Source organism: Collinsella sp. HCP28S3_E12 (assembly GCF_052065595.1).
Classification (GTDB): Bacteria; Actinomycetota; Coriobacteriia; order Coriobacteriales; family Coriobacteriaceae; genus Collinsella.
Genome location: NZ_JBQHTS010000004.1, coordinates 89,708 through 111,761, shown reverse-complemented (window position 1 = coordinate 111,761; position 22,054 = coordinate 89,708). Strand labels below are relative to the sequence as shown.

Genomic DNA, 22,054 nt, shown 5'->3' with positions numbered 1-22,054 from the left:
GATGAAAACATCATGCGTATTCACTAATATTTCATTTGTATGATTCTGTCGGATTCTGCCTATTTGTCCTGAATAGGTGGTGAGCTCGAGTGGTCGTGCGGTTGGGGCCGAGCGACCAAAGGAGATACATATGCGCAAGCAAAGTTGGGTCGAGGAGGGCGGCGCGAGCAGGGGCAACGGGTCCTTCGTGCGCCATGCCAAGGTGTTTGGCATCAAGACGATGGCGACGGTCATGACGGCCAGCATGATACTGTCTGGTGTACCTGTCCAGGCTATCGCCGAGGGTATCCAGACGGATGACACATTTGTGGAGTCGAATGTCGAGTCTTCGCAGGGCGATACCGCCGCGACGGCAAATGATGCATCGTCTGGCCAGGCGTCTGACCAAGGCACCACGGAGAACAACTCCGCCGTACAGGACGATGCTGCCGATTCTGGTCAGAACACGCAGACCTCGCAGGCCGTCTCTCAGGACAAGGCGACCACGGCCGACATCGCCCTCGCACTCAACAACGCTTCGATTACCTATCAGGGTCAGGTCATTGCGCAGCCGTCCCAGAAGGTGACGGCTCCCGCGAGCGTCGATTTCAAGTTCTCCGTTACGGCCGATAACGGCTTTAAGCTGAACGAGGCCAAGCTCACGGTCGACGGTGTCGAGACCAAACTCAAGGCGGACGCGAACGGTGAGTACACCGTTCCCGCCGCCGAAGTGGCCAAATCCCCCAAGGTCACGCTCGAGACCGAGCAGGAGAAGCAAGCTGAGACGACCGAGGCCGCCACCCCGATCGAGCAGAACGCCACCGACACGAACGCCGTGGCTGTCCAGGCCGCGACGGATGCCGATTACACCGTCGAGGTCGGCGATAGCATCACGTTGAAGGCGACCGGTGCTTCGAATAGCGGTTGGTGGTCATTCTCGGACTGGAGTATCATCTCGCAAACGACTTCTGGCAACAAAGCGGAGCTAGCCACAAGGGGCGTTGGCCGCGTTACCGCCACCTATACATATCAGGATTCGCGGTGGCAGAACCAGACTAAAACTTTTGTCGTCGACATCATTGACCGTAAAGATGCGACCACTCCGGGTATTGAAGGACCTTCTTCTGTGGTCGTTGATAGTGAGTTCGAGCTGACCGAAACGAAGAATGCTTCCGAATGGGAATGGCATCTCATCGGGGACGGCGACTACACGGCGGCAAGAATAGACTCCGGTGCTGGGACGAAGAAAATCAAACTGACAGCTCTGTATCAGTTTGCGGGAGACGGCAAGGTCGTTACGGTTCAGTGCAAATATAAGGTTCCCGGTACGAACAACACGGTTTATTCGGACACGTTTAACGTCACGATCCGTAAGCGCCAGTGGAAGGTTGCGGACTGGACGTATGTAGATGGGACGTATAAGGCTATTCCGACGATTGTAGATGCCGAGACAAACGAGCCCGTCAAGGAATGGCAGACAGGTTTCCAGGTCACCTACTACATCAATGGTGAAGACAAGGGATGCAACCCCTGGAGCGGTGACTTCTCCGATCCGAACAAGACCTATGAAGTAAAAATCGCTCCCTTTGGCGATCAGGGCTGGAACAGTAAATATTCCGGTGAAGCGAAGACTTTCGACGATCCTGTGCCCGTTAAGGACAGGACTCCTATCGCGTCCGACAGCCCCAGCGATGTCGATTATGATGGCCAGGAGCATAAGTGGGCTCCGACCGTAACGGATAAGAATACGAAAGAGACCCTCGACGATACCGAGTACGACGTTATTTATAAGCGTGACGGCAAGGAGACTGGCGACTTTACGTCGCCCGGCAAGATTACCGTCGAAATCAAGGGCAAGCACCATCACGAGGGTGAGATCAAAAAGACGTACGGGATTTGTGAGAAGCAGATCAAACTTTCCGTCTCCGGTCCCGACACGGTCGAACAGTTCAACACCATCCAGCTGACCCCGACGTTGGAGCCTGCCCAGAAGGGCGGCGGCACGTACACTTGGACGTCGAATAACGAGAATATCCTTACCGTCGACAAGAACGGTAAGGTCACTGGTGTCTCCGAGGGCAAGGCTACCGTTACCGTCATGTGGACGAGCGCGGATGGCAAGACCGTCCTGACTGCCGATCACGATGTGACGGTAACGCACACCACAAGTGGCGAGACGGACGCGATGTTTTTCTATCTCAACGACCCGTCCGGTCAGCTCGACTCCATCAACACGGGAAATTGGCAGAAGCTCGGAAAAGGCAAGATCAACCTGACTGGCTATAACAACTCGAATTTCCCCAAGGACAATGGCGCGACAAAAAAATACGATGCTCAAGCTCGCGTGACCAAGTGGCCCGGCGGCTCGACATCCTCGAAGCTAGACGTCAAGCGCGGGAGCATTGACTGGAATAAGATCGTCAAGATGTACCAATCGGTGATCAAGAGCCAGCTTCCGAACGTCGAAGTCAAGGATTCCGACATCGAGTCCATCGAGCTTCTTCCCTACAAGTTGACGCGCAATGACGACGGCTATCATGTCGACTGTCAGGTCGTCGTCAAGTGCAAGGGCCTCTACACCGTCAAGTACTGGGTCGATGACCCGACCGCCTCGGGCGAGGGCTATCAGCAGGTCGCGGTGACCACGACGGCTCGCGAGGGCGACTCCACCAACATTAGCGACTTCAACCAGAGCTACCCCGAGACCAAGACCGTCAACGGTGTCGAGTACACCTTCTCCGGCTGGTTCCTCGATGCAGCACTGACCAGGTCTGCGTCGCTGCCGTACGTTGTTCGTAACTCGAACCTTAATTTCTATGCGAAGTACGTTGCTGGTCGCATGGTCATGTATGACCTGCAGGGTGGTTCTTGGAAGAGCGGTGCCGGTACAACGTATAAGGTGAATGCCGGCAAGACACATACCGTTCTTACCGAGCCGAAGCGTGAGGGTTACGAGTTCGAAGGTTGGAAGGTTTCCGGCCTGGGTGACCAGATATCGGTCAATTCTGGCGACATGTTCACTATGCCTGACAACAACGTGACCATTACGGCGCAGTGGAAAAAGAAGAGTGCGACCGTCACGGTCAATTACCTGTGGGGTGACAAAGATTCTCACGAGTTGATCGAGAGCGATAAGCTGGCGGGCGATTATTCGTTCGATGACGTTATCGATGTTGCCGATGTTGCCAAGGATTTTGGTGGCTATACCATCAAGCCGAGCAAGAGCACCAAGCGCGTACTCGATGCGGGCGAGAACGTCATCAATATTTACTACTACAAGAATGTGACGTTGACGGCGAAGTCTGCCAGCAAGACGTACAACGGTGAACAGCAGGCGCTTGAGGGGTATACCACAAGCGAGGGTGCGGCGAAGTTTGACGACATCACAGCCAAGGGCTCCGGTACAAATGCCGGTGAGTACAAAGTCGCCTTTAACGAGGGCGCTCAGGGCGCGGTGTCCAAGGACGCTAAATATATAGTGTCCGAGACGGTTTCTGGCAAACTGACGATTACTCCGGTGACTGACAAGGTCACGATTACGGTCAAGGGTCACAAGGGCGGCAAGGAGTACAACGGCGAAGAGCAGACTGTCGAGGGATATGACATCGACGCCTCCACGTCGCCGGCCGGTGTGGTTAAATCTGATGTGAAGTGCAGCGGAACGGCATCTGTCTCCAAAACCGATGCCGGCAAGTACGCCATGGGTCTGAAGGACACCCAGTTCTCGCTTTCCGGTGATGCCGCCAAGAACTACACCAATGTCAAGTTCGAGGTCGTCGACGGCGAGCTCAACATTGCTCGGAAAGACGTGACGCTTAAATCCGACGATCTCTCTAAGGGGTACGACGGCACGGCGCTCACAAACAATGGAGCCGCGCTTAAAACTGAGGAAGGTTTTGTTAAGGGTGAGGGCGCAACCTACGCCTTCTCTGGTTCCCAGACCACGGTGGGTTCCAGCGCCAATGCCTTCACCTATGCGCTAAACAGCAACACCAAGGCCGAGAACTACAACATTACTAAGACCGAGGGCAAGCTTGAGGTTACCGATCGTTCCCAGAAGTACGAGATTACGGTTACCGCCAACTCTGACACTCAGACGTATACCGGCACCGAGCATTCTGTTTCAGGTTTGTCCGGCACCACCTTCACCAACGATAAGGGCGTTACCTACACCGTTGAAGGTCTGAGTGCAAGCGTATCCGGCACCGATGCGGGCGAGTACACCAATAAGGTGTCCGGCACTGCCGTGGTGAAGGATGCCCAGGGCAACGACGTCACTTCTCAGTTCAACGTGAAGACAGTTGACGGTAAGCTTACCATTAACAAGCGCGAAGTGACCATTAAGCCCAAGGATGTCTCCAAGGTCTACGACGGCAACGCTCTTGTCGCAAAGGATTGGGTGGTCGCAGAGGGTTCCTTCGTCGACGGTCAGGGTATTGCCAACCCCAAGTACACGGGCTTCCAGACCGCTCCCGGCACTAGCGAGAGCGGAATCTCCGAGTGGGGTTACAAGGACGGCACCAACTCCAACAACTATGACATCAAGTCAGCGCCAGGTACCCTTAACGTGACTTCTCGCGGTGCGACCCAGACCATCACGGTCGAGGCCAACTCCGCTGATGCCAGCTACGACGGCAACGAGCACTCTGCTAAGGGTCTCAAGACCAATGAGTTCGAGGTCGACGGCAAGAAGTACACCGTCTCTGGCCTTGAAACTTCTAGCCCGGCCAAGACTGACGTCGGTACTTATGCTAACAACATCACCGGCACCGCCAAGGTGACCGATGCCCAGGGCAACGACGTGACGAGCGAGTTCGAGGTCAAGACCAAGAACGGTACGCTCACCATTGCCAAGGCCGATGTGACCATTGCACCCAAGGACGCTTCCAAGCCCTATGACGGCCAGCCGCTCACTGCGACCGACTTCACCGCCACTGGTTTTATCGGCGACGACACGGTGGCCAACGTTGTCTATGGCGGCTCCCAGACCGAGGCCGGCACGAGCGCTAGCTCCATTACGAGCTATGAGGCCGCCAAGGGTACCAACCTCGACAACTACAACATTACTAAGGGGAGCGGCGCCCTCGAGGTGACCGCCTCTCAGAAGGCCGTTGTCGTTAAGGTCAAGGGCAATATCGACACCGAGAAGTACGACGGCACTGAGAAGAACGCCTCTGGCTTCACCGTTACAGACGTGACCGTCGATGGCCAGGAGTCCACGCTCTACGGCGCGGTCGCTGGCACGGACTTTACCTTCAACGGCACCGCTACCGCGGCCCGCACGGATGCTGGCACCACGTACATGGGCCTCACGGCGGATCAGTTCGCTAACGTTAACAAGAACTTCTCCAACGTTACCTTTGAGGTTGTCAAAGACGGTTCTATGACCGTTACCCCGCGAGAGGTCACCCTGACTTCCGCTAACGATGAGAAGCCCTACGACGGCACCGCGCTCACCAACAGCAACGTTACCGTCTCTGGTGACGGCTTTGCGCCGGGCCAGGGGTTCACGGCTCATGTGACCGGTTCCCAGACCAACGCCGGTTCGAGCGACAACACCTTTACCTACGAACTTACCGAGGGAACGAACGCTGACAACTATCAGATAACGACCTCCAACGGAACTCTGACCGTTAAGCCCATCAGCGATCCGATCACGGTGACCATTGTTGGTAAGACCGCGACCGGTACCTACAACGGCAAAGAGTACAAGGCCGAGGGCTACACTTTTAACTCCACTAACGACCTCTTCACCAAGGACAAGGTGACCTTCTCCGGTACCGCAGAGGCCGCTCGCACCGATGCTGGTAAGACCGTCATGGGGCTTACCGCCGCGCAGTTTACCAACGATGACGCTACGAACTTCACCAATGTCACCTTTGTCGTGACTGACGGCTACGTTGGCATTTCAAAGGCTGAGGTGACCTTGAAGTCCGACAATCTCACCAAGTCCTACGACGGAACGGCGCTTGTCAACGGCGAGACTGCGCTTGCGACCGAGTCCGGCTTCGCCGAGGGCGAGGGCGCGACCTATAAGTTCACCGGCTCCCAGATCGTTGTCGGCTCGAGCTCCAACGCCTTTAGCTACACGCTGAACGACAACACCAAGGTTGATAACTACAACATCACCACCATCCCTGGCACGTTGACCGTCACCAACCGTGACGCCAAGTACCAGATCACGGTCAAGGCAAACTCTGGCAAGGCTACCTATGACGGCAAGCAGCACTCCGCCACTGGTATCGAGAGCACCGAGTTCACGTTCGACGGCAACAAGTACACGGTTTCCGGCCTCACCACCGAGGACCCGACTCAGACCAACGCTGGCACCTACTCCAACAACATCACCGGCACCGCCGTGGTGAAGGATGCCAAGGGTAATGACGTGTCGAGCGAGTTCGAGGTCACGACTGAGAACGGCTCTCTCGTCATCAATAAAGCCACCGTCACCATGAAGTCTGCCTCTGATAAGTGGACCTACGATGGCAACGAGCACACCAAACAAGAGATGGAGCGTGTGACCGGCTTTGCCGAGGGCGAGGGCGCAACCTTTACCTACACCGGTGCCATCACCAACGTTGGCGAGGCGAAGAACACCTATACCTACACGCTTAACGCCAATACGAGCGTAGACAACTACATTTTCTCTGAGCCTGAGTACGGCACCCTGACGGTGAACCCGGTTACCGATAAGGTCACCGTCACCATCAAGGGCAAGCAGGACACTAAGACCTACAACGGCTCCACGCAGTTCGTGACTGGCTATGACTTCTCTGCCGATAACGGCCTTTACGCTCAAAGCAACCTTAAGTTCACGGGCGATGCGACTGCTAAGGGTATCGCTGTTGGCAGCTACAATATGAACCTTGCCAAGGAGCAGTTCTCCAACACCAATGAGAACTTCTCCAACGTCGAGTTCGTGGTTGAGGACGGCTGGCTCAAGATTGAGGGTGGCGAAATCGACCAGGGTGGTGTTGTGTGGGACACTCACGATAACCAGAAGGTCTACGACGGCACGCCGCTTGCCGCCTGCGCCGTGACCGCGACCGATAAGCATGGCAATGCCCTGAATGTCGAATACAGCATTGATGGCAAAACATGGACGAGCGATCCGTCCCAGATCACGATTACCCACTTTGGTTACCAGGCCGTGCAGCTGCGCGCCACTGGCTCCAACTATGCAGAGGGCCAGTACGCCACCAGCTTCGAGGGCATCGCGATCACCAAGCGTCTTGTGACGCTGACTTCCGAGGGCGGCAACAAGCCGTATGACGGAACTCCGCTTACCAACGGCACCGTCACCGCAACCGCCAAGGGTGAAGGTGTTGGCTTTATCGACGGCGAGGGCGTTTCCTTTAACGTTACTGGTTCCCAGACCGAGAAGGGCGAAAGCGATAACACCTTCGACTATACCTTCAACGAAGGTACCAGCGAGGCCGACTACTGGGTTACCACCAAGTGCGGCAAACTCATTGTGACCGCTGACGAGAACGAGGTCGTCGTCACTATTGCCGAGAACAGCGGCAACGTTGAGTACGATGGCACCGAGAAGTCTGTCTCTGGCTATGAATTCTCGGCATCTAATGAGTTGTACAAGAAATCCGACTTCACCTTTAGCGGCAACGACACTGTCAAGGGTACAAACGTCGGCACCTACGACATGGAGCTCAAGCCTAGCGACTTCAGCAACAACAACCAGAACTTCTCCAAGGTTACGTTCGAGGTTGTCGATGGCCAGCTGAACATCACGCCCAAGGATATCAAGACTGGCGTGAACATGACAGTGGAGGCTCCTGCGAACGTCACGTACAACGGCCAGCCTCAGCAGGAGGAGCCCGTCGTTAAGGACGGGGATAAGACTCTGGCGAAGAACGTTGACTACACGCTTTCTTACAGTAAGGACGCTACTAACGTCGGCACCGTTACCGTTACCGTTACCGGTAAGGGCAATTACTCCGGCAGCGCCGACGTGAAATACCAGATTCTCAAGCGCTCTGTGGTTCTCGAAAGTGCGACAGACTCCAAGCCTTACGACGGCACCGCTCTTACCAGGCCTAATGTCACCGTGGAAGGCGACGGCTTTGTCGACGGCGAAGTCACCAACGTTCGCGCTACCGGCTCCGTGACCACGGTTGCCGAGGGCGAGGTTACCAACACCATTGATTACGACACCAACGCCAACTTCAAGAAGGGTAACTACAGCATCACCAAGAAGGAGGGCAAGCTCTCCATCACTTCACTCTCTGCAGAGGACGGCCTTACCATCAAGCCCAAGAACGCCGAGTACACCTACGATGCCGACTCGCATACTGCCGGCAAGGCCTCGGCGAGTGCCTCTGTCAACGGCATCAAGGTGAATCTCGAGTACCGCGTCAAGGGCAGCGCCGACAGCGAATGGCGCGCCGATCCGTCACAGATCACGGCGATTAACGCCGGTACGTTGACGGTCGAGGTTCGTGCTTCTGCCGATAACTACAGTGGATACCAGTACGCTGAGCAGACGCTCACCATCAACAAGCGCGATGTCGAGCTGACCTCTGCCAGCGCTTCTAAGGTCTACGACGGCACGGCGCTCACCAAAGACTGGGTCGACATGGGTCCCAACCGCAAGGGTACCGGCTTTATCGGGACCGATCTTGCCGGCGACGGCCAGGTCCACGCGACCGGCTCCCAGACCGAGGTCGGCAGCTCCGACAACACCATTTCTTACCAGCTCAAGAAAGGTAAAGAGAACAACTACAACATCATGGACAACAAGCTCGGCACCCTTGAGGTGACGGCACAGTCCATCGTGCCCGATCCGGAGAACCCGGATAGCTACAAGGGCAACACCATCAGCGACCCGTCCGACCACGTCTACGACGGCAAGGCACACAAGTGGACCCCGACGGTCAGGGATGCCGAGGGCAACGAACTCACCGAGGGCACCGACTACACGGTCTCCTACGACACCGATGACTTCACAAACGCGAAGACCATCAAGGTGACCATCGCCGGCGCCGGCAACTATACCGGTACCGTCACCAAGAAATACAAGATCACGCCTGCCCCGCTCACGGTGAACGCCAAGAGCGGCAGCAAGGTCTACGACGGCACGCCGCTCATCGCGGGTGGCACCATCGAGGGTCTCGTGGACGGCGAGACTGCGACCGCCCAGACCGAGGGCTCCCAGACCGAGGTCGGCAGCTCCGACAACAAGGTCGCGGGTATCGAGTGGGGTACCGCCGATGAGGGCAACTACAGGGTTGTCACCAAGAACGACGGCACCCTGACGGTTACCGCCAAGAGCATCGTCCCCGACCCAGGCGACGAGAACAACAAGATGACCGTGGGCACGCTCGGGGACCTCGTCTACAACGGTAAGGGCCAGGAGCAGAAGCCCGAGGTCAGGGACGGCGAGAAGGCGCTCGCCGAGGGCACCGACTACACGGTCTCCTTCTCCGAGGACACCAAGAACGTCGGCACCGTGACCGTTACCGTCACCGGCAAGGGCAACTACGCTGGCACCGTCGAGCGCACCTATAGGATCACGCCCGCGACGCTTACCGTGAACACGCCCAGCGACTCCAAGGTCTACGACGGCAAGGCGCTCAGGGCCGAGGGCTCCATTACGGGCTTCGTCAACGGCGAGGCCGCTGACTTTAGGACGACGGGTTCCCAGACCAAGGTCGGCTCCAGCACCAACACCTATAGCATCGACTGGGCCGCGAAGGAGAGCACCGCCAAGAAGTCCAACTACACTGTCTCCGAGAACCTCGGCACGCTCACCGTCACCGAGACCGCCGACGAGATCGTGGCGACCCCCGGCAGCTACAAGGGCGTCTATGATGGGCAGGCGCATGGCGTCGACGTGACTGTTACCGGCCTGCCCGAGGGCTATTCGGTCAAGGCCGCCACCTCAAGTGCCACGGTAACCGACGTGAACGAGGGCAAGCCTGTCGCCGCTAAGGTCGATGACCTCGTGATCGTCAACGCCCAGGGCGAGGATGTCACAAACAACCTCAAGATCACCAAGGGCAAGGGCTCCATCGAGATTACCCCCGCTACCCTGACCGTGACTACGCCGAGCGCGAGCAAGGCGTATGACGGCACAGCGCTGACCGCCGAGGGCAAGGTTTCCGGCTTCGTCAACGGCGAGACCGCGGCCTTCACCACGACGGGCTCCCAGACCAAGGTCGGCAAGAGTTCCAACGGCTACACGCTCGATTGGAACGACACCGCCAAGAAGTCCAACTACAAGGTCGAGGAGAGCCTGGGTACCCTGAAGGTCACTAAGAACATGACCGCGGTCATGGTGATCCCGCAGGGCGGTACCAAGACCTACGATGGCGAGGCGCTCAAGAGCGCTGGCGTGACCACCTATGGCCTGCCCTCCGGATATACGCTCGAGGCCAAGACCAAGGGCTCCGTCACCAACGTTGGGAGCGCTATCGCCGAGGTCGGCACCTACTCCATCAAGGACGCCAAGGGTGACGATGTGACCGACCAGTTTGGCAACGTCTTTACTGGCGAGGCGGCCCTCGAGGTCACCAAGCGTCCCGTGACCGTTACCTCCGCCACCGCGAACAAGACCTACGACGGCACCGCGCTCACCAAGCACGAGGCCACCGTGACCGCCGGCTCGCTCGTCAAGGGTGAGAGCTTCACCTACGACTTCACCGGCGAGCAGACCACCGTGGGCAGTACTTCCAACGCTTACACCGTCAACGCCGGTAAGGGCACGAGCCTGGACAACTACAAGATCACCAAGAATGACGGCACGCTCACCGTCACTGCCAAGAGCATCATCCCCAACCCGGACGACGAGGACAACATCATGTCCGTCGACGCACCCGAGGACGTCAAGTACGACGGCCAGGCCCACAAGTGGACGCCTACCGTCAAGGACGGCGATAAGACACTTGCCGAGGGCACCGACTACACCGTTGCCTACAGCAAGGACGACTTCACCAACGTTACGGGCATCATCACCGTGACCATTACCGGCACCGGCAACTACGCCGGCACCGTCGAGCGCACCTACGAGATCACCAAGCGCTCCGTCAAGCTGACCGGCGTCAAGAACGCCAGCAAGGTCTACGACGGCACGCCGCTCGAGGCGAAGGATGTCACCGTGAGCGGCGACGGCTTTGTCGAGGGCGAGGTCTCCGGTATCAAGGCAATCGGTTCTGTGACCAACGTCACGGCCGCGCCCGTTGACAACCCAATCACCTTCACCAAGGGCGACGGCTTCAAGGCGAGCAACTACAGCATTGCGACTGACCCGGGTACCCTCGAGATCACGACCCGCTCCATCGACGACGCCGACTACGGCATGAGCGTCGATTCGCCTAAGGACGTCGAGTACGACGGCCATGCCCATAAGTGGACGCCTATCGTCAAGGACGGCGACAAGATGCTCGTTGAGGGCGTGGACTACACCGTCACCTATGACAAGGACGACTTCATCAACGTGACCGGCACCATCACGGTGACTATTACCGGCACTGGCAACTACTCCGGTACCGTCACGCGCACCTACCAGGTCACGCCTGCCAAGCTCACGGTCGAGACCGAGGGCGCGAGCAAGGTCTATGACGGCGAGTCGCTGACGCACGACGCCGCAACCATCAAGGGGCTGAAGAACGGCGAGACTGCGGCTGTCCACGCCACAGGCACCCAGACCGAGGTTGGCGAGAGCGACAACGGCTACGAGCTCACCTGGGACGGTTCCGCCGACGAGGGCAACTACACCATCGCGGGTGCCACGCTCGGCAAGCTCGTCGTGACAGAGTCTGCGGACGAGATTGTGGTCTCCCCGAAGAACGTCGAGACCACCTATGACGGCAACGCGCATGGCACCACCGTCCAGGTCACCGGCCTGCCCAAGGGCTATACCGTCAAGAAGGCCGAGTCCAAGGCCACGGCGACCAATGTTGCCGACGGCGAGGTCAAGGCCACGGTCGACGAGCTCGTTATTGTGAACGCACAGGGCAAGGACGTTACGTCCAAGCTCAACATCAAGCGCGGCACCGCGACGATCAAGATCAATCCCGCCCCGCTGACGGTTACGACCGACGGCGGCGAGAAGGAGTACGACGGCACGGCACTGACCGCCAACGGCATCAAGGTCGAGGGCCTCAAGGGCAAGGACTCCGTCTCTGCCAAGACCACCGGCAGCCGCACCAAGGTCGGCTCCTCTAACAACACCTACGAGATCAACTGGAAGGACACCAAGAAATCCAACTACAAGGTGACCGATGTCCTCGGTACGCTCAAGGTCACGCCGTCTACCAAGGCCGTGACGCTTACGAGCGGCTCTGCATCGCATGCCTACAGCGGCCATGCCCTGACGAGCGATGAGATTAAGGCCGAGGGCCTGCCCGAGGGCTTTACGGTCAAGGCCAAGATGGAGGGTACTCAGACCGACGCCGGCTCTTCCGAGAACACGGTCAAGAGCTACAAGATCCTCGACGCCAAGGGCGATGACGTGACCGACATGTTCGGGAATGTCACCGTCAAGACTGGCACGCTCACGGTTAGCCCGAAGAAGATCACGGTCGAGACCGAGGGCGCCACCAAGGTATACGACGGCGAGGAGCTCACGAACAAGAACGGTGCCATTCACGGCCTGGTCTCTGGCGAGCACGCCGATGTCGTGACCAACGGCACGCAGACCAACGTCGGCTCCAGCGACAACGGCTACACCATCGCCTGGGGTGCCGCCAAGGAAGGCAACTACACGATTGCTTCCGATACGCTCGGCAAGCTCATCGTCACGCCTCAGTCCGTGAACCCGAACGACCCGTCGTACCACAAGCTCCAGGTGAGCAATCCTGCGGACCTGACCTATGACGGCCAGACCCATAAGTGGGCTCCCGAGGTAAAGGACTACACCGGTACCGAGCTCAAGGAGGGTGTGGACTACACGCTCACCTACGACACCGATGACTTTATCAACGCCGGTTCTATTACGGTGACGGTTGTCGGCAAGGGCAACTACACCGGCACGGTCTCGAGGACCTACCGCATTAAGCCGGCACCGGTCTTCATCAAGACCGAGAGCGCCGCGCGCGTCTACAACGGCAAGGCCCTGACGGCTGGCGGTGCTATCACCGGCCTCGTCAACGGCGAGACGGTCGACTTCCGTGTTACCGGCAGCCAGACCAAGGTCGGCCATTCGGCGAACACCTATAAGCTCGCTTGGACCGGCACGGCCCGTGAGGCGAACTACACCGTTGACTCCATCGAGACCGGCACGCTGACGGTGACTGAGTCCGAGGACACCGTGGTGGTCACCACGACGGGTGGCATCTTTACCTACGATGGCAATGCGCACGGCGCGACGGTTGTCGTGTCGCAGCTGCCCGAGGGCTACACCGTTGACGGCACGCCCAGCTCGGACGCAACCGCTACGGATGCGAACGGCGAGGGCGTCAAGGCTACGGTGGACCACCTGGTGATCCGTAACGCCGAGGGCGAGGACGTGACGTCCAAGCTCAACATCAAGAAGATTGACGGAACCATCAAGGTTCTGCCTGCCGAGCTGACGGTTACGACCGACTCCGCCACCAAGGTGTACGACGGCACGGCGCTGACTGCCGGCGCCGCCGAGCTCGACCTGATGGGCGATGAGGAGGCAACGCTTGAGGCTATCGGCAAGCAGACCCAGGTGGGCTCCTCCAGCAACGGTTACAAGCTGACGTTCGACAAGACGGCCAAGGCCAAGAACTACAAGGTTGTCTCCGAGAACCTCGGCACGCTTACCGTGACCAAGCAGTCTATCGTTCCGTCCGAACCCGGTACGCCGAGCGATAACTACAAGGGCGTTACGGTCGATGATCCCAAGGATGCCGTCTACGATGGCGTCGAGCATAAGTGGACGCCCGTTGTGAAGGACGCCGAAGGCAAGACACTCGTTGAGGGTGCTGACTACATGGTCTCCTACGACACCGATGACTTTATCGATGTCGCGACGATCAACGTGACCATCACCGGCAAGGGTAACTACGCCGGAACGATTGCCAAGAGCTATCGCATCACCAAGGCCCCGCTGCATGTTGTGACGGGCAGCGCTACCAAGGTCTACGACGGCCAGGCGCTTACAAGCGCAACGGTCACGATCGACGGCCTGGCTAAGCGCGATCGCATTGGCATCGCCGTCACTGGCAAGCAGACTAACGTCGGTAGTTCGCAGAACACCTACACCATCGACTGGATGCAGACGAGCGCGGATAACTACGAGCTGACCGATGAGCTCGGTACGCTGACGGTTGCCGCCGCGCCTGCAAGGCCGACCACCCCGACCACTCCGACCACCCCGTCGACGCCCGCCAACCCGACGACGCCGTCGACGCCCGCGGTTCCCAACCTGACGCCTAACAGCTCGGACAGTGGCTCCACCACGACGACCACGGCGCCCAAGGGCGACGACTCCTCGGCCAGCAACGATCGGGAGCAGAAGGAAGAGAAGATTTTCGACGCCAAGAACCCGCTGGGTAAGTTCGACGGCAAGAAGGACACCTGCTGGGTCCACTGGTACATGATCATCTGCGCAGTCGCAACTGCGGCATACGGCCTGTTTGTTGGCCTGCGTCGCGACAAGCACGGCCGTCGCCTGCAAAACGACCTGGATAAGGTCCTTGGTAACGACGACGAGACTCAGGAATAAAGGGAGGTTAGAGCCATGAAGAAGAGCAACTATCTGGTCCTTGCCGTTTCGGCTTTGGTTTCGATCTTCCTGCTGTACCTGTGGTACTCGCTGGGATTCAACAAGATCGACAGTCCGCTCGACTTGGTGATTTCCATCGTTTGGTGGGTGCTGATCGCCGTGTTGGTTGTTTGGATCAACAAGCTCGAGAAGACGCGCCAGCAGCGCATCAGGACGATGTATCTGGCGCCCACGGTTCTGTACAACAGCGAGACAGGCGTTCGTAGGCTGCAGGCGGGCGTAAGCACCGTCGAGGCCATGCGCGAGATTCTGGAGGGTCTGGAGTACGGCTTTGATACCCAGGATCTTCCCAACCGCGACGAAGTCGATTTTGCCTACGTGGTTAAGACCGACGAGTACAAGCCTGCTCAGGACAAGGACTCCGAGCCCACTTGGAAAGGCTCGGTTGTAAAGATCGATCGCGCGGGCGAGAACACCGAGACCGCGTTCGACGGAATCCAGCAACTTTCTGCCGCCCTGGCGTAGATGGGGTATGGGGGCGAACCTGCGAGAGCGGGTTCGCCCTTTTTGTTGCCGTTAGGGTCAATAGGATGCTTGACCTGCGAGAATACGGCAGAAAAAAATTCTCAAATAATTGTTGACTCCCATCTTGCAACTAGGCTAATATATCCCTTGCGCGATGGACCTGTAGCTCAGTTGGTTAGAGCGTCCGGCTGATAACCGGGAGGTCACAAGTTCGAATCTTGTCAGGTCCACCACTTTCTTTCGCAATAAACACCCCAGCGAGAGCCGAGTCGCCGCTGGGGTGTTTATTACTGTATCCGTGGGGGTTTAGCTCAGCTGGGAGAGCGCGGGCTTTGCAAGCCTGAGGTCAGGGGTTCGATCCCCCTAACCTCCACCATGATGGACCTGTAGCTCAGTTGGTTAGAGCGTCCGGCTGATAACCGGGAGGTCACAAGTTCGAATCTTGTCAGGTCCACCATCAAAACGTTAAGAGCCCTGGGGCATTGCCTCGGGGCTTTTTTCTTACCCGTTGGAGCAGTTAATTTGGGACGGGGCTTTTTTGGCTACCCTGTTCTGCGCAGCCTCAGTTTCTAGACCTGCCGCTGGGTAGCTAAAAAAGCCCCGTCCCAAATTAACTACTTTGATTTTGTGTGCTGGGCGAAAGTTTGGGTAGTATAGCTATTCAATGCGGCGGAGCTGCCGCGCATGCCAATAACAACGTACCGGAGGTGTTCCATGGTTCGTGTCGACATAGAGACCATCGTCATGGCCGCCGGTCCCGTGCCATCGCTGATCGTCTTGCGCGAGCGTTGCCGTAAGTCGGATTCGTCCGCGCCGCTGCGCTCTCTTTCCATCCAGACCGGTTCCTACGAGGCAGCGGCCATCAGCCGCGGTATCGATACCGGCCGCACCGATCGCCCCATCACCCACGATCTTTTGCTCGATACCATCGAAGTGGTGGGAGCGAAGATCGAGCGTATCGAGATCGTGCGCGCCGAGCCGCCGGTGTTCTACGCGACGGTCGTCGTGCACACCGATAGGGGCGAGCGTATGCTTGACGCACGACCGAGCGACGCTATCGCCCTTGCCGTGCGCAGCAATGCCCCCATGTTTGTGGAGGACGACATCATGAATCGCTTGGGCACCGTCTCTCCGCTTGCCGACGAGGTTGACGACGAGAGTGAGTTCGAGAAGTTTGACGAGTTTGTCCACACGCTCTCGCCCGATGATTTCTAAATGTCGGTTGAGCACGATGCACGGCGAGCGCTGATGGGTACCAGTGTGTCGACCGAAGCAGCCGCTATCGCGCGTGAAGCCCATATGCGCGCCGAGGCATTTGAGGCCGCGCGCATTGCGTATGTGACGCAGGCTCGCACCCTTCGCGAGCGCCGTGACTCCTATATCAAGATGGTTGTTGTCTCCGCGCTTGCCGCGGTAATCTTGTCGCGGCTTCGTGGTACAGTTGGTGCGCTTGGGTTTTCGATTTCGACGGGCCTGGTGATCTGGGGCGTGGTCGATGCGGTAATGCTGACCAACCAGATCAAGGTGCTCGACAAGCGCGCGGCGGATATGGTTCGCGCCCGTGACGCTGCCGCCAGAATCGCGGCCGAGGCACAGGAGTTATAACGACGCCGAATGCGATGGGAAGGTCAAAAGATGGCACAGGATATGCAGGACGCCGGTAACGTCTCCGCCGAGCTCGACGCCATGGTGTGCGATCTGATCGGTGCGTTTTTGGATGACCTTGCCGCCGGTGAAAACCCGGGCGTTGTCGTGGCGATCGAGGATGCCGCCTCCAACCGCTATCTTGCGGCTCTCGACGAGGACGGTGAGGAGGCATGCCTGGAGGCTGCCACCAACTTTATCTCCGAGCACAAGATGGGTCTCAAGGACGAAGGCCTGGGCCGCATCGCCCGCTATGCCATCGGCTACACCGGCTGTGTGGAGATCGAGGGCGGATATCACGACGCTTTGCTCGTTAGCTTCTTCGAGACCACGCTCGAGAGCGGTTTTTCGGCATATGTGCTGTACGAGGGCATGGGCGCCGGCGATGGTTTTATGTGGAGCGACCCTGAACCTGCAGGTGAGGAAACCCCTCTCATCTAGAATCGCTAAAATAAACGAGTTTTTCGGTAAAAGGCTCAATATTCCCGCCGAGCGTTGTGTTGCTGGACGGGTCGCATACGCGTGCCGTTTGTATATAGATAGAAGATAGGGGAACTACATGCGCGTAGACAATCTGAGGAACATCGCCATTATCGCCCACGTCGACCACGGTAAGACGACGATGGTCGATAAGCTCCTGCGTGCCACGGACGCCTTCCGTGCCAACCAGCAGGTCGAGGATCGCGTCCTGGACTCCAACGACCAGGAGCGCGAGCGCGGCATCACGATTCTCGCCAAGAACATCTCTATCGAGTACAAGGACGTTAAGATCAACGTCATCGACACCCCGGGCCACGCCGACTTTGGCGGTGAGGTCGAGCGCGTGCTGCGCATGGCCGACGGCGCCCTGCTGCTGGTCGACGCCTTTGAGGGCCCCATGCCCCAGACCCGCTTTGTCCTACGTCACGCCATCGACACCGGCCTTAAGATCATGATCGTCATCAACAAGATCGACCGTCCGGGCGCCAACCCCGAGAAGGCCTATAACGACTGTCTGGACCTTATGGCCGACCTGGGCGCCACCGACGACCAGCTCGAGTTTGCCATGGAGCACGTGGTCTATGCCAGCGCCATGAATGGCTTTGCCCGCCTTGACCCCAACGACGGCAACATGGACATGTACCCGCTGCTCGACATGATCATCGACGACATGCCCGCGCCCGAGGTTGACGAGACCGCGCCGCTCGCTATGCAGTGCGTGACCATCGACCACTCCAACTTTGTCGGCCGCATCGGCATTGGCCGCGTGTACTCCGGCACCATTCGCCAGGGCGATCAGATCCTGGTCGTCAAGAACGACGGTTCCAGCGCCACCGCTACCGTCAAGCAGCTCTTTACCTTCGACTACCTGGGCCGCACCGAGTGCCAGGAAGTCGGCGCCGGCGACATTGCCGCCGTCGTGGGTATCGAGCGCACCGACATCGGCGATGTCTACACCGATCCCGAGAACCCCGTCGAACTCGAGCCTATCGAGATCGATCCGCCGACCCTGTCCATCGTCTTTGAGGCCTCGACCTCTCCGCTCGTCGGCCGCGATGGCGACATTGTGGGCGCTCGTCAGCTCAAGGAGCGCCTGTTCAATGAGGCCGAGAACAATGTGACCATGAAGATTGAGGAGCTCGAGGACAAGAGCGGCGTCGAGGTCTCGGGCCGCGGCATTCTGCACCTGTCCGTCCTGATGGAGTCCATGCGTCGCGAGGGCTTTGAGTTCCAGGTCGGCCGTCCCCGCGTTCTGTTTAAGAAGGATGAGAACGGCAACAAGATGGAGCCCGTCGAGCAGGCTGTCGTCGAGTGCCCGGACGAGTACTCGGGCAAGGTCGTCGAGGTCTTTGGCACCTCTGGCGGCATTATGACCAGCATGGACACCTCGGGCATCGTGACGCACCTTGAGTTTAAGATCCCGACCCGCGGCATCATGGGCCTTAAGAACCGCATCATGAACGTCACTCACGGCGAGGGCGTGTTCTATCACACCTTCCTGGAGTACGGTCCTTACGCCGGCGAGATCGGCAACCGTCAGAACGGCGCCATGATCTCCATGACCACCGAGAAGGCCGTTGCCTACGCTCTGGGCACGCTGCAGGAGCGCGGCCAGCTGTTTGTTGAGCCGGGTGTCGAGTGCTACGAGGGCATGATCGTGGGTGAGCGCAGCAAGGCCGGCGACATGGTCGTCAACATCGCCCGTACCAAGAACCTGGGCAACCAGCGTTCCTCGACCTCCGATATCTCCGTGCAGCTGGTGCCGCCTCGCACCTTCTCGCTGGAGGAGGCACTGGAGTACATCGCCGATGACGAACTGGTGGAGATCACCCCCAAGAACATCCGTCTGCGCAAGCGTCTGCTCAACGCCACCGATCGCAAGAAGGCTGCCGTTCGCGCCGGTCAGGTCAACAAATAAGCGCTGAGCTCTGTAGCATTCACAAGAAAGGGCGTCGGCCATCGCGGCCGGCGCCCTTTTTGTACGACCACAAAGAGGAAGGACACCTTTGCGGTGGTTGGCGGTTAGGCGGAGGGAAGGCCCGGGGTGTTGGGGGCTTGTTGCGGCTTGACGTGGGCGTTGCGCCAGATGATCTGAATGAGATAGCCCAGCATAAAGACGAAGGCCACGCCGCTGATAAAGTTGCCCATAAGGGGAAGTGCCGTAAGGGCGCCGGCGATGGCGCCGCCCACGGCGGCCATGGCGTAGCGGTTCTGGCTGTGCCCGACCATGCGTGCGACCGCGGTGCCCGCAAAGGCCGCCGAGACCAGGGCGATGCCGATGACGCCGCACATCAGGGCTCCGGCGAGCGACAGGCCGGCAATAGAGATGATGAGCAGCAAGATGGCGGGAACGGCGGCTACCGTGCCCAAAAGACCGCTCACCCACAGCGGGGCGGGGTGCTGGTGAAGCATGCCGGCCGCGCTGGCTGTTGCACGCGGAAAGACGAGCTCAAGGAGAATCGCGACAAAGCAGGTGGAAAGAGCTGCGGCAACGATGCCGCCGATGACGTCGTTGATGGTGGAGGTATTCTCGTTCTCGGTGCGGTCGATCTTGAGGGCTCCCACTTTGGCGCCGTCGGCGCGTTCGGGGTCCTGTGAGACATGAGCGTTTACGGTGCCGGTGATGTTGGCGTTTTTGCCGAGCACCAGCTTGTCGGCCCAGACCTCAACATCGCCATCGACAGTGCCGTCGATGGTTACCGTACTGCCCGCGAGCACTGCCGACTTGGCGGAGCCGCGCAGGGCAACCGTCTCACCTGCGGCATAGAAGCAATTGGCGGTACTGCCGGAGTTAAGTACGACGTGCTGAGCGGCAACTGTCACGCTTCCATCAATGGTGGTCTTGGCGATATCGATGGTGCGCGCCGCCAGGCGAACGGCGCCGCCTACGGTGCAGTCGCGAATCGACAGGCTTTCGCCGGCGGCGATGATATCGCGGTCGATGGACGCGTCGTCCAGGCTAAGGCTTTGACCGGCCCAGTACAGATCGCCCCCGACGCCGGATGGACTGGAATCCCCGTCGGACACGAAAACATTGCCCGCGGTGTCGGTGCCGGCGAATGCCATGGAAGGCAGCGCGGTAAACGCCAGCGCGATAAGCGCGAAGGCCATAATGAGGTGTCCGCGCACGCTGTGATGTTGCGCCGCCGCGGGTTGGTTGTGAGGCATGGTGAATCCTTTGCTTGGTGATTTGCATACGCCCAATATGGTACCCATTGCGCCTTCGCTCTAAAAGAAACTCGCGGTTGCAGTATTCTGCATGGGCAATTGCCTACGTAGGGTGTCGTGGGATATCGGGTCTGCGGCCGGTTGTAGACAGGCTGTCACCTTGCGATGGGCCGGGCCGTGCTATCTATTTTTTACGATGTAGGAAACGCGCGATATCGTCCTCGGTGGGGCTTTTGATGTCAAAGCGCAGCGAGAGCCAGCGCAGGCCCATAGTCACTGCGACGCAAACGACCAGCGCGACGACATTGCTGACCAAGCCGCTCATGACAAGGCAAACATAGCTTGCCGATCCAGCGATAGCCGCGATGGCATAGAAGTTGGTGCGCTGGAAAATACCCGGCACCACGCCCATAAAACCATCGCGCAGCATGCCGCCGCCTACCGCGGTAAAAAAGCCCATCATGATGCACACGACCGGTGCAAATCCGTACACGAGCGCCTTATCTGCGCCGGTTGCCGCATAAATACCCACCGAGATGATGTCGAGCAGGGGGATGAGCTTGTCGGGCTTGTCGACGATGGCAGGGAAGATGTAGATGATGGCCGCCGTGGCGATAGACAGCGGAAGCGCCATGGGCTGGTTAAGGATGTAGACGTTGCCCACCTGGAGCGTCATATCGCGCAAAAGGCCGCCGCCCAGACCGCAGACCACGGCGAGCGCGACGGCGCCCACCAGATCGAGTTTGTGCTCGCGCGCAACCAGTACACCCGAAATCGACGCCGCGACGACAGCGAACATCTCGAGCCAAAACGGGATGGCAACCATGGCATCCGAGGCGTGTGCGGTAACGATTACAGTGGCGATGACAGGCAAGGTGGGTTCCTTTGGGTAGTTGGATTGGAAAATGCCCGTACATAGTACATGGTTGTGGGGGGTCGTGACCCCATTGCTCGGTAAACGGTCGGAACTGGGCGCGGTCACAGGTTCCAAACATGTACATCAGCATCCAAAAACGACATTTTTTGACATCTTTGGAGGGTGATGTACATGTTTGGAGATCTGGGTTGGTGTTGAACGCCCTGTCGGGTTCGAACCCCTCCTCCGCCGCCGTATTTGTCTGTAAGGGAATCAAAACAAAAAAGCTCCCTTTGTTGGGAGCTTTCTCAACCAAAATGGCGGAGGAGGAGGGATTCGAACCCTCGTGACCTTATACAGGCCAAACGGTTTTCGAGACCGCCGCATTCAACCACTCTGCCACCCCTCCGCGTGGGGTAAAAACAAAGCAGGCACAAAGGCCTGCTTTGGAATTAACTGGCGGAGAGTCAGGGATTTGAACCCTGGAGACGCTTTTGACGCCTACACGATTTCCAATCGTGCTCCTTCGGCCACTCGGACAACTCTCCGTTAAATGCGGGATTCATTGTACATGAAGTTTGGGGTTTGGCAAATAAAAATCTTCGGATAGCAAAAATTGCCTCCGTCTTGGCCTTGGTGCCCGGCGGGGCCTGGATGAATCGACTCTCGCGGCCGTCTACACCGCGGTTGCGGGGCGAGCGGGCGTTTTGCGCCCACGGCCGGCTTAAAAGTGGGACAAAGGTCGAGATAGC

At 58.6% G+C, this 22,054-nt stretch carries 8 protein-coding genes and 5 tRNA genes; 9 read left to right on the top strand and 4 right to left on the bottom strand.

Annotated features, from left to right (window positions below):
• Positions 1-130: 130 nt before the first annotated feature.
• The 9 genes from ACTNBY_RS02745 (at position 131) to typA (ending at position 19,196) form a co-directional block, all read left to right on the top strand.
• Positions 131-14,629 (top strand): Ig-like domain-containing protein, encoded by a 14,499-nt coding sequence (locus ACTNBY_RS02745; protein ID WP_441063258.1) that lies wholly within the window; start codon positions 131-133, stop codon positions 14,627-14,629.
• 15 nt (positions 14,630-14,644) lie between these two features.
• Positions 14,645-15,154, top strand: a complete 510-nt coding sequence (locus ACTNBY_RS02740; protein ID WP_441063256.1) for a hypothetical protein — start codon at positions 14,645-14,647, stop codon at positions 15,152-15,154.
• Positions 15,155-15,310: 156 nt separating this feature from the next.
• Positions 15,311-15,387, top strand: a tRNA-Ile gene (locus ACTNBY_RS02735).
• A gap of 67 nt (positions 15,388-15,454) precedes the next feature.
• A tRNA-Ala gene (locus ACTNBY_RS02730) sits at positions 15,455-15,530 on the top strand.
• A 4-nt stretch (positions 15,531-15,534) separates the two neighbouring features.
• Positions 15,535-15,611 (top strand) — tRNA-Ile (locus tag ACTNBY_RS02725).
• 257 nt (positions 15,612-15,868) lie between these two features.
• Complete coding sequence (locus ACTNBY_RS02720) at positions 15,869-16,369, top strand: bifunctional nuclease family protein (RefSeq protein ID WP_427748159.1); 501 nt, start codon at positions 15,869-15,871, stop codon at positions 16,367-16,369.
• Positions 16,370-16,759, top strand: a complete 390-nt coding sequence (locus tag ACTNBY_RS02715; RefSeq protein WP_427717929.1) for a hypothetical protein — start codon at positions 16,370-16,372, stop codon at positions 16,757-16,759.
• Positions 16,760-16,789: 30 nt separating this feature from the next.
• The gene (locus ACTNBY_RS02710; RefSeq protein WP_154516767.1) at positions 16,790-17,239 is read left to right on the top strand and encodes a hypothetical protein; all 450 of its coding nucleotides are present in this window, start codon (positions 16,790-16,792) and stop codon (positions 17,237-17,239) included.
• A 118-nt stretch (positions 17,240-17,357) separates the two neighbouring features.
• On the top strand, positions 17,358-19,196 hold the full coding sequence (gene typA, locus ACTNBY_RS02705; RefSeq protein WP_154516764.1) for a translational GTPase TypA: 1,839 nt from the start codon (positions 17,358-17,360) through the stop codon (positions 19,194-19,196).
• 104 nt (positions 19,197-19,300) lie between these two features.
• On the opposite strand, the gene ACTNBY_RS02700 is transcribed toward typA, so the two are convergent.
• The 4 genes from ACTNBY_RS02700 to ACTNBY_RS02685 all read right to left on the bottom strand — a co-directional run bounded on the left by ACTNBY_RS02700 (position 19,301) and on the right by ACTNBY_RS02685 (position 21,850).
• Positions 19,301-20,446: a hypothetical protein gene (locus ACTNBY_RS02700; protein WP_441063255.1), complete on the bottom strand. Its 1,146-nt coding sequence runs from the start codon at positions 20,444-20,446 to the stop codon at positions 19,301-19,303.
• A 184-nt stretch (positions 20,447-20,630) separates the two neighbouring features.
• On the bottom strand, positions 20,631-21,320 hold the full coding sequence (locus ACTNBY_RS02695; RefSeq protein WP_229770653.1) for a trimeric intracellular cation channel family protein: 690 nt from the start codon (positions 21,318-21,320) through the stop codon (positions 20,631-20,633).
• A 300-nt stretch (positions 21,321-21,620) separates the two neighbouring features.
• Positions 21,621-21,711, bottom strand: a tRNA-Ser gene (locus ACTNBY_RS02690).
• 48 nt (positions 21,712-21,759) lie between these two features.
• Positions 21,760-21,850 (bottom strand) — tRNA-Ser (locus ACTNBY_RS02685).
• Positions 21,851-22,054: the final 204 nt, after the last annotated feature.

Excerpts from the sequence above, each read along its gene's own strand:
- ACTNBY_RS02745 (WP_441063258.1), top strand. The coding sequence starts at position 131 with ATGCGCAAGCAAAGTTGGGTCGAGGAGGGCGGCGCGAGCAGGGGCAAC.
- ACTNBY_RS02740 (WP_441063256.1), top strand. The coding sequence starts at position 14,645 with ATGAAGAAGAGCAACTATCTGGTCCTTGCCGTTTCGGCTTTGGTTTCG.
- ACTNBY_RS02720 (WP_427748159.1), top strand. The coding sequence starts at position 15,869 with ATGGTTCGTGTCGACATAGAGACCATCGTCATGGCCGCCGGTCCCGTG.
- ACTNBY_RS02715 (WP_427717929.1), top strand. The coding sequence starts at position 16,370 with ATGTCGGTTGAGCACGATGCACGGCGAGCGCTGATGGGTACCAGTGTG.
- ACTNBY_RS02710 (WP_154516767.1), top strand. The coding sequence starts at position 16,790 with ATGGCACAGGATATGCAGGACGCCGGTAACGTCTCCGCCGAGCTCGAC.
- typA (WP_154516764.1), top strand. The coding sequence starts at position 17,358 with ATGCGCGTAGACAATCTGAGGAACATCGCCATTATCGCCCACGTCGAC.
- ACTNBY_RS02700 (WP_441063255.1), bottom strand. The coding sequence starts at position 20,446 with ATGCCTCACAACCAACCCGCGGCGGCGCAACATCACAGCGTGCGCGGA.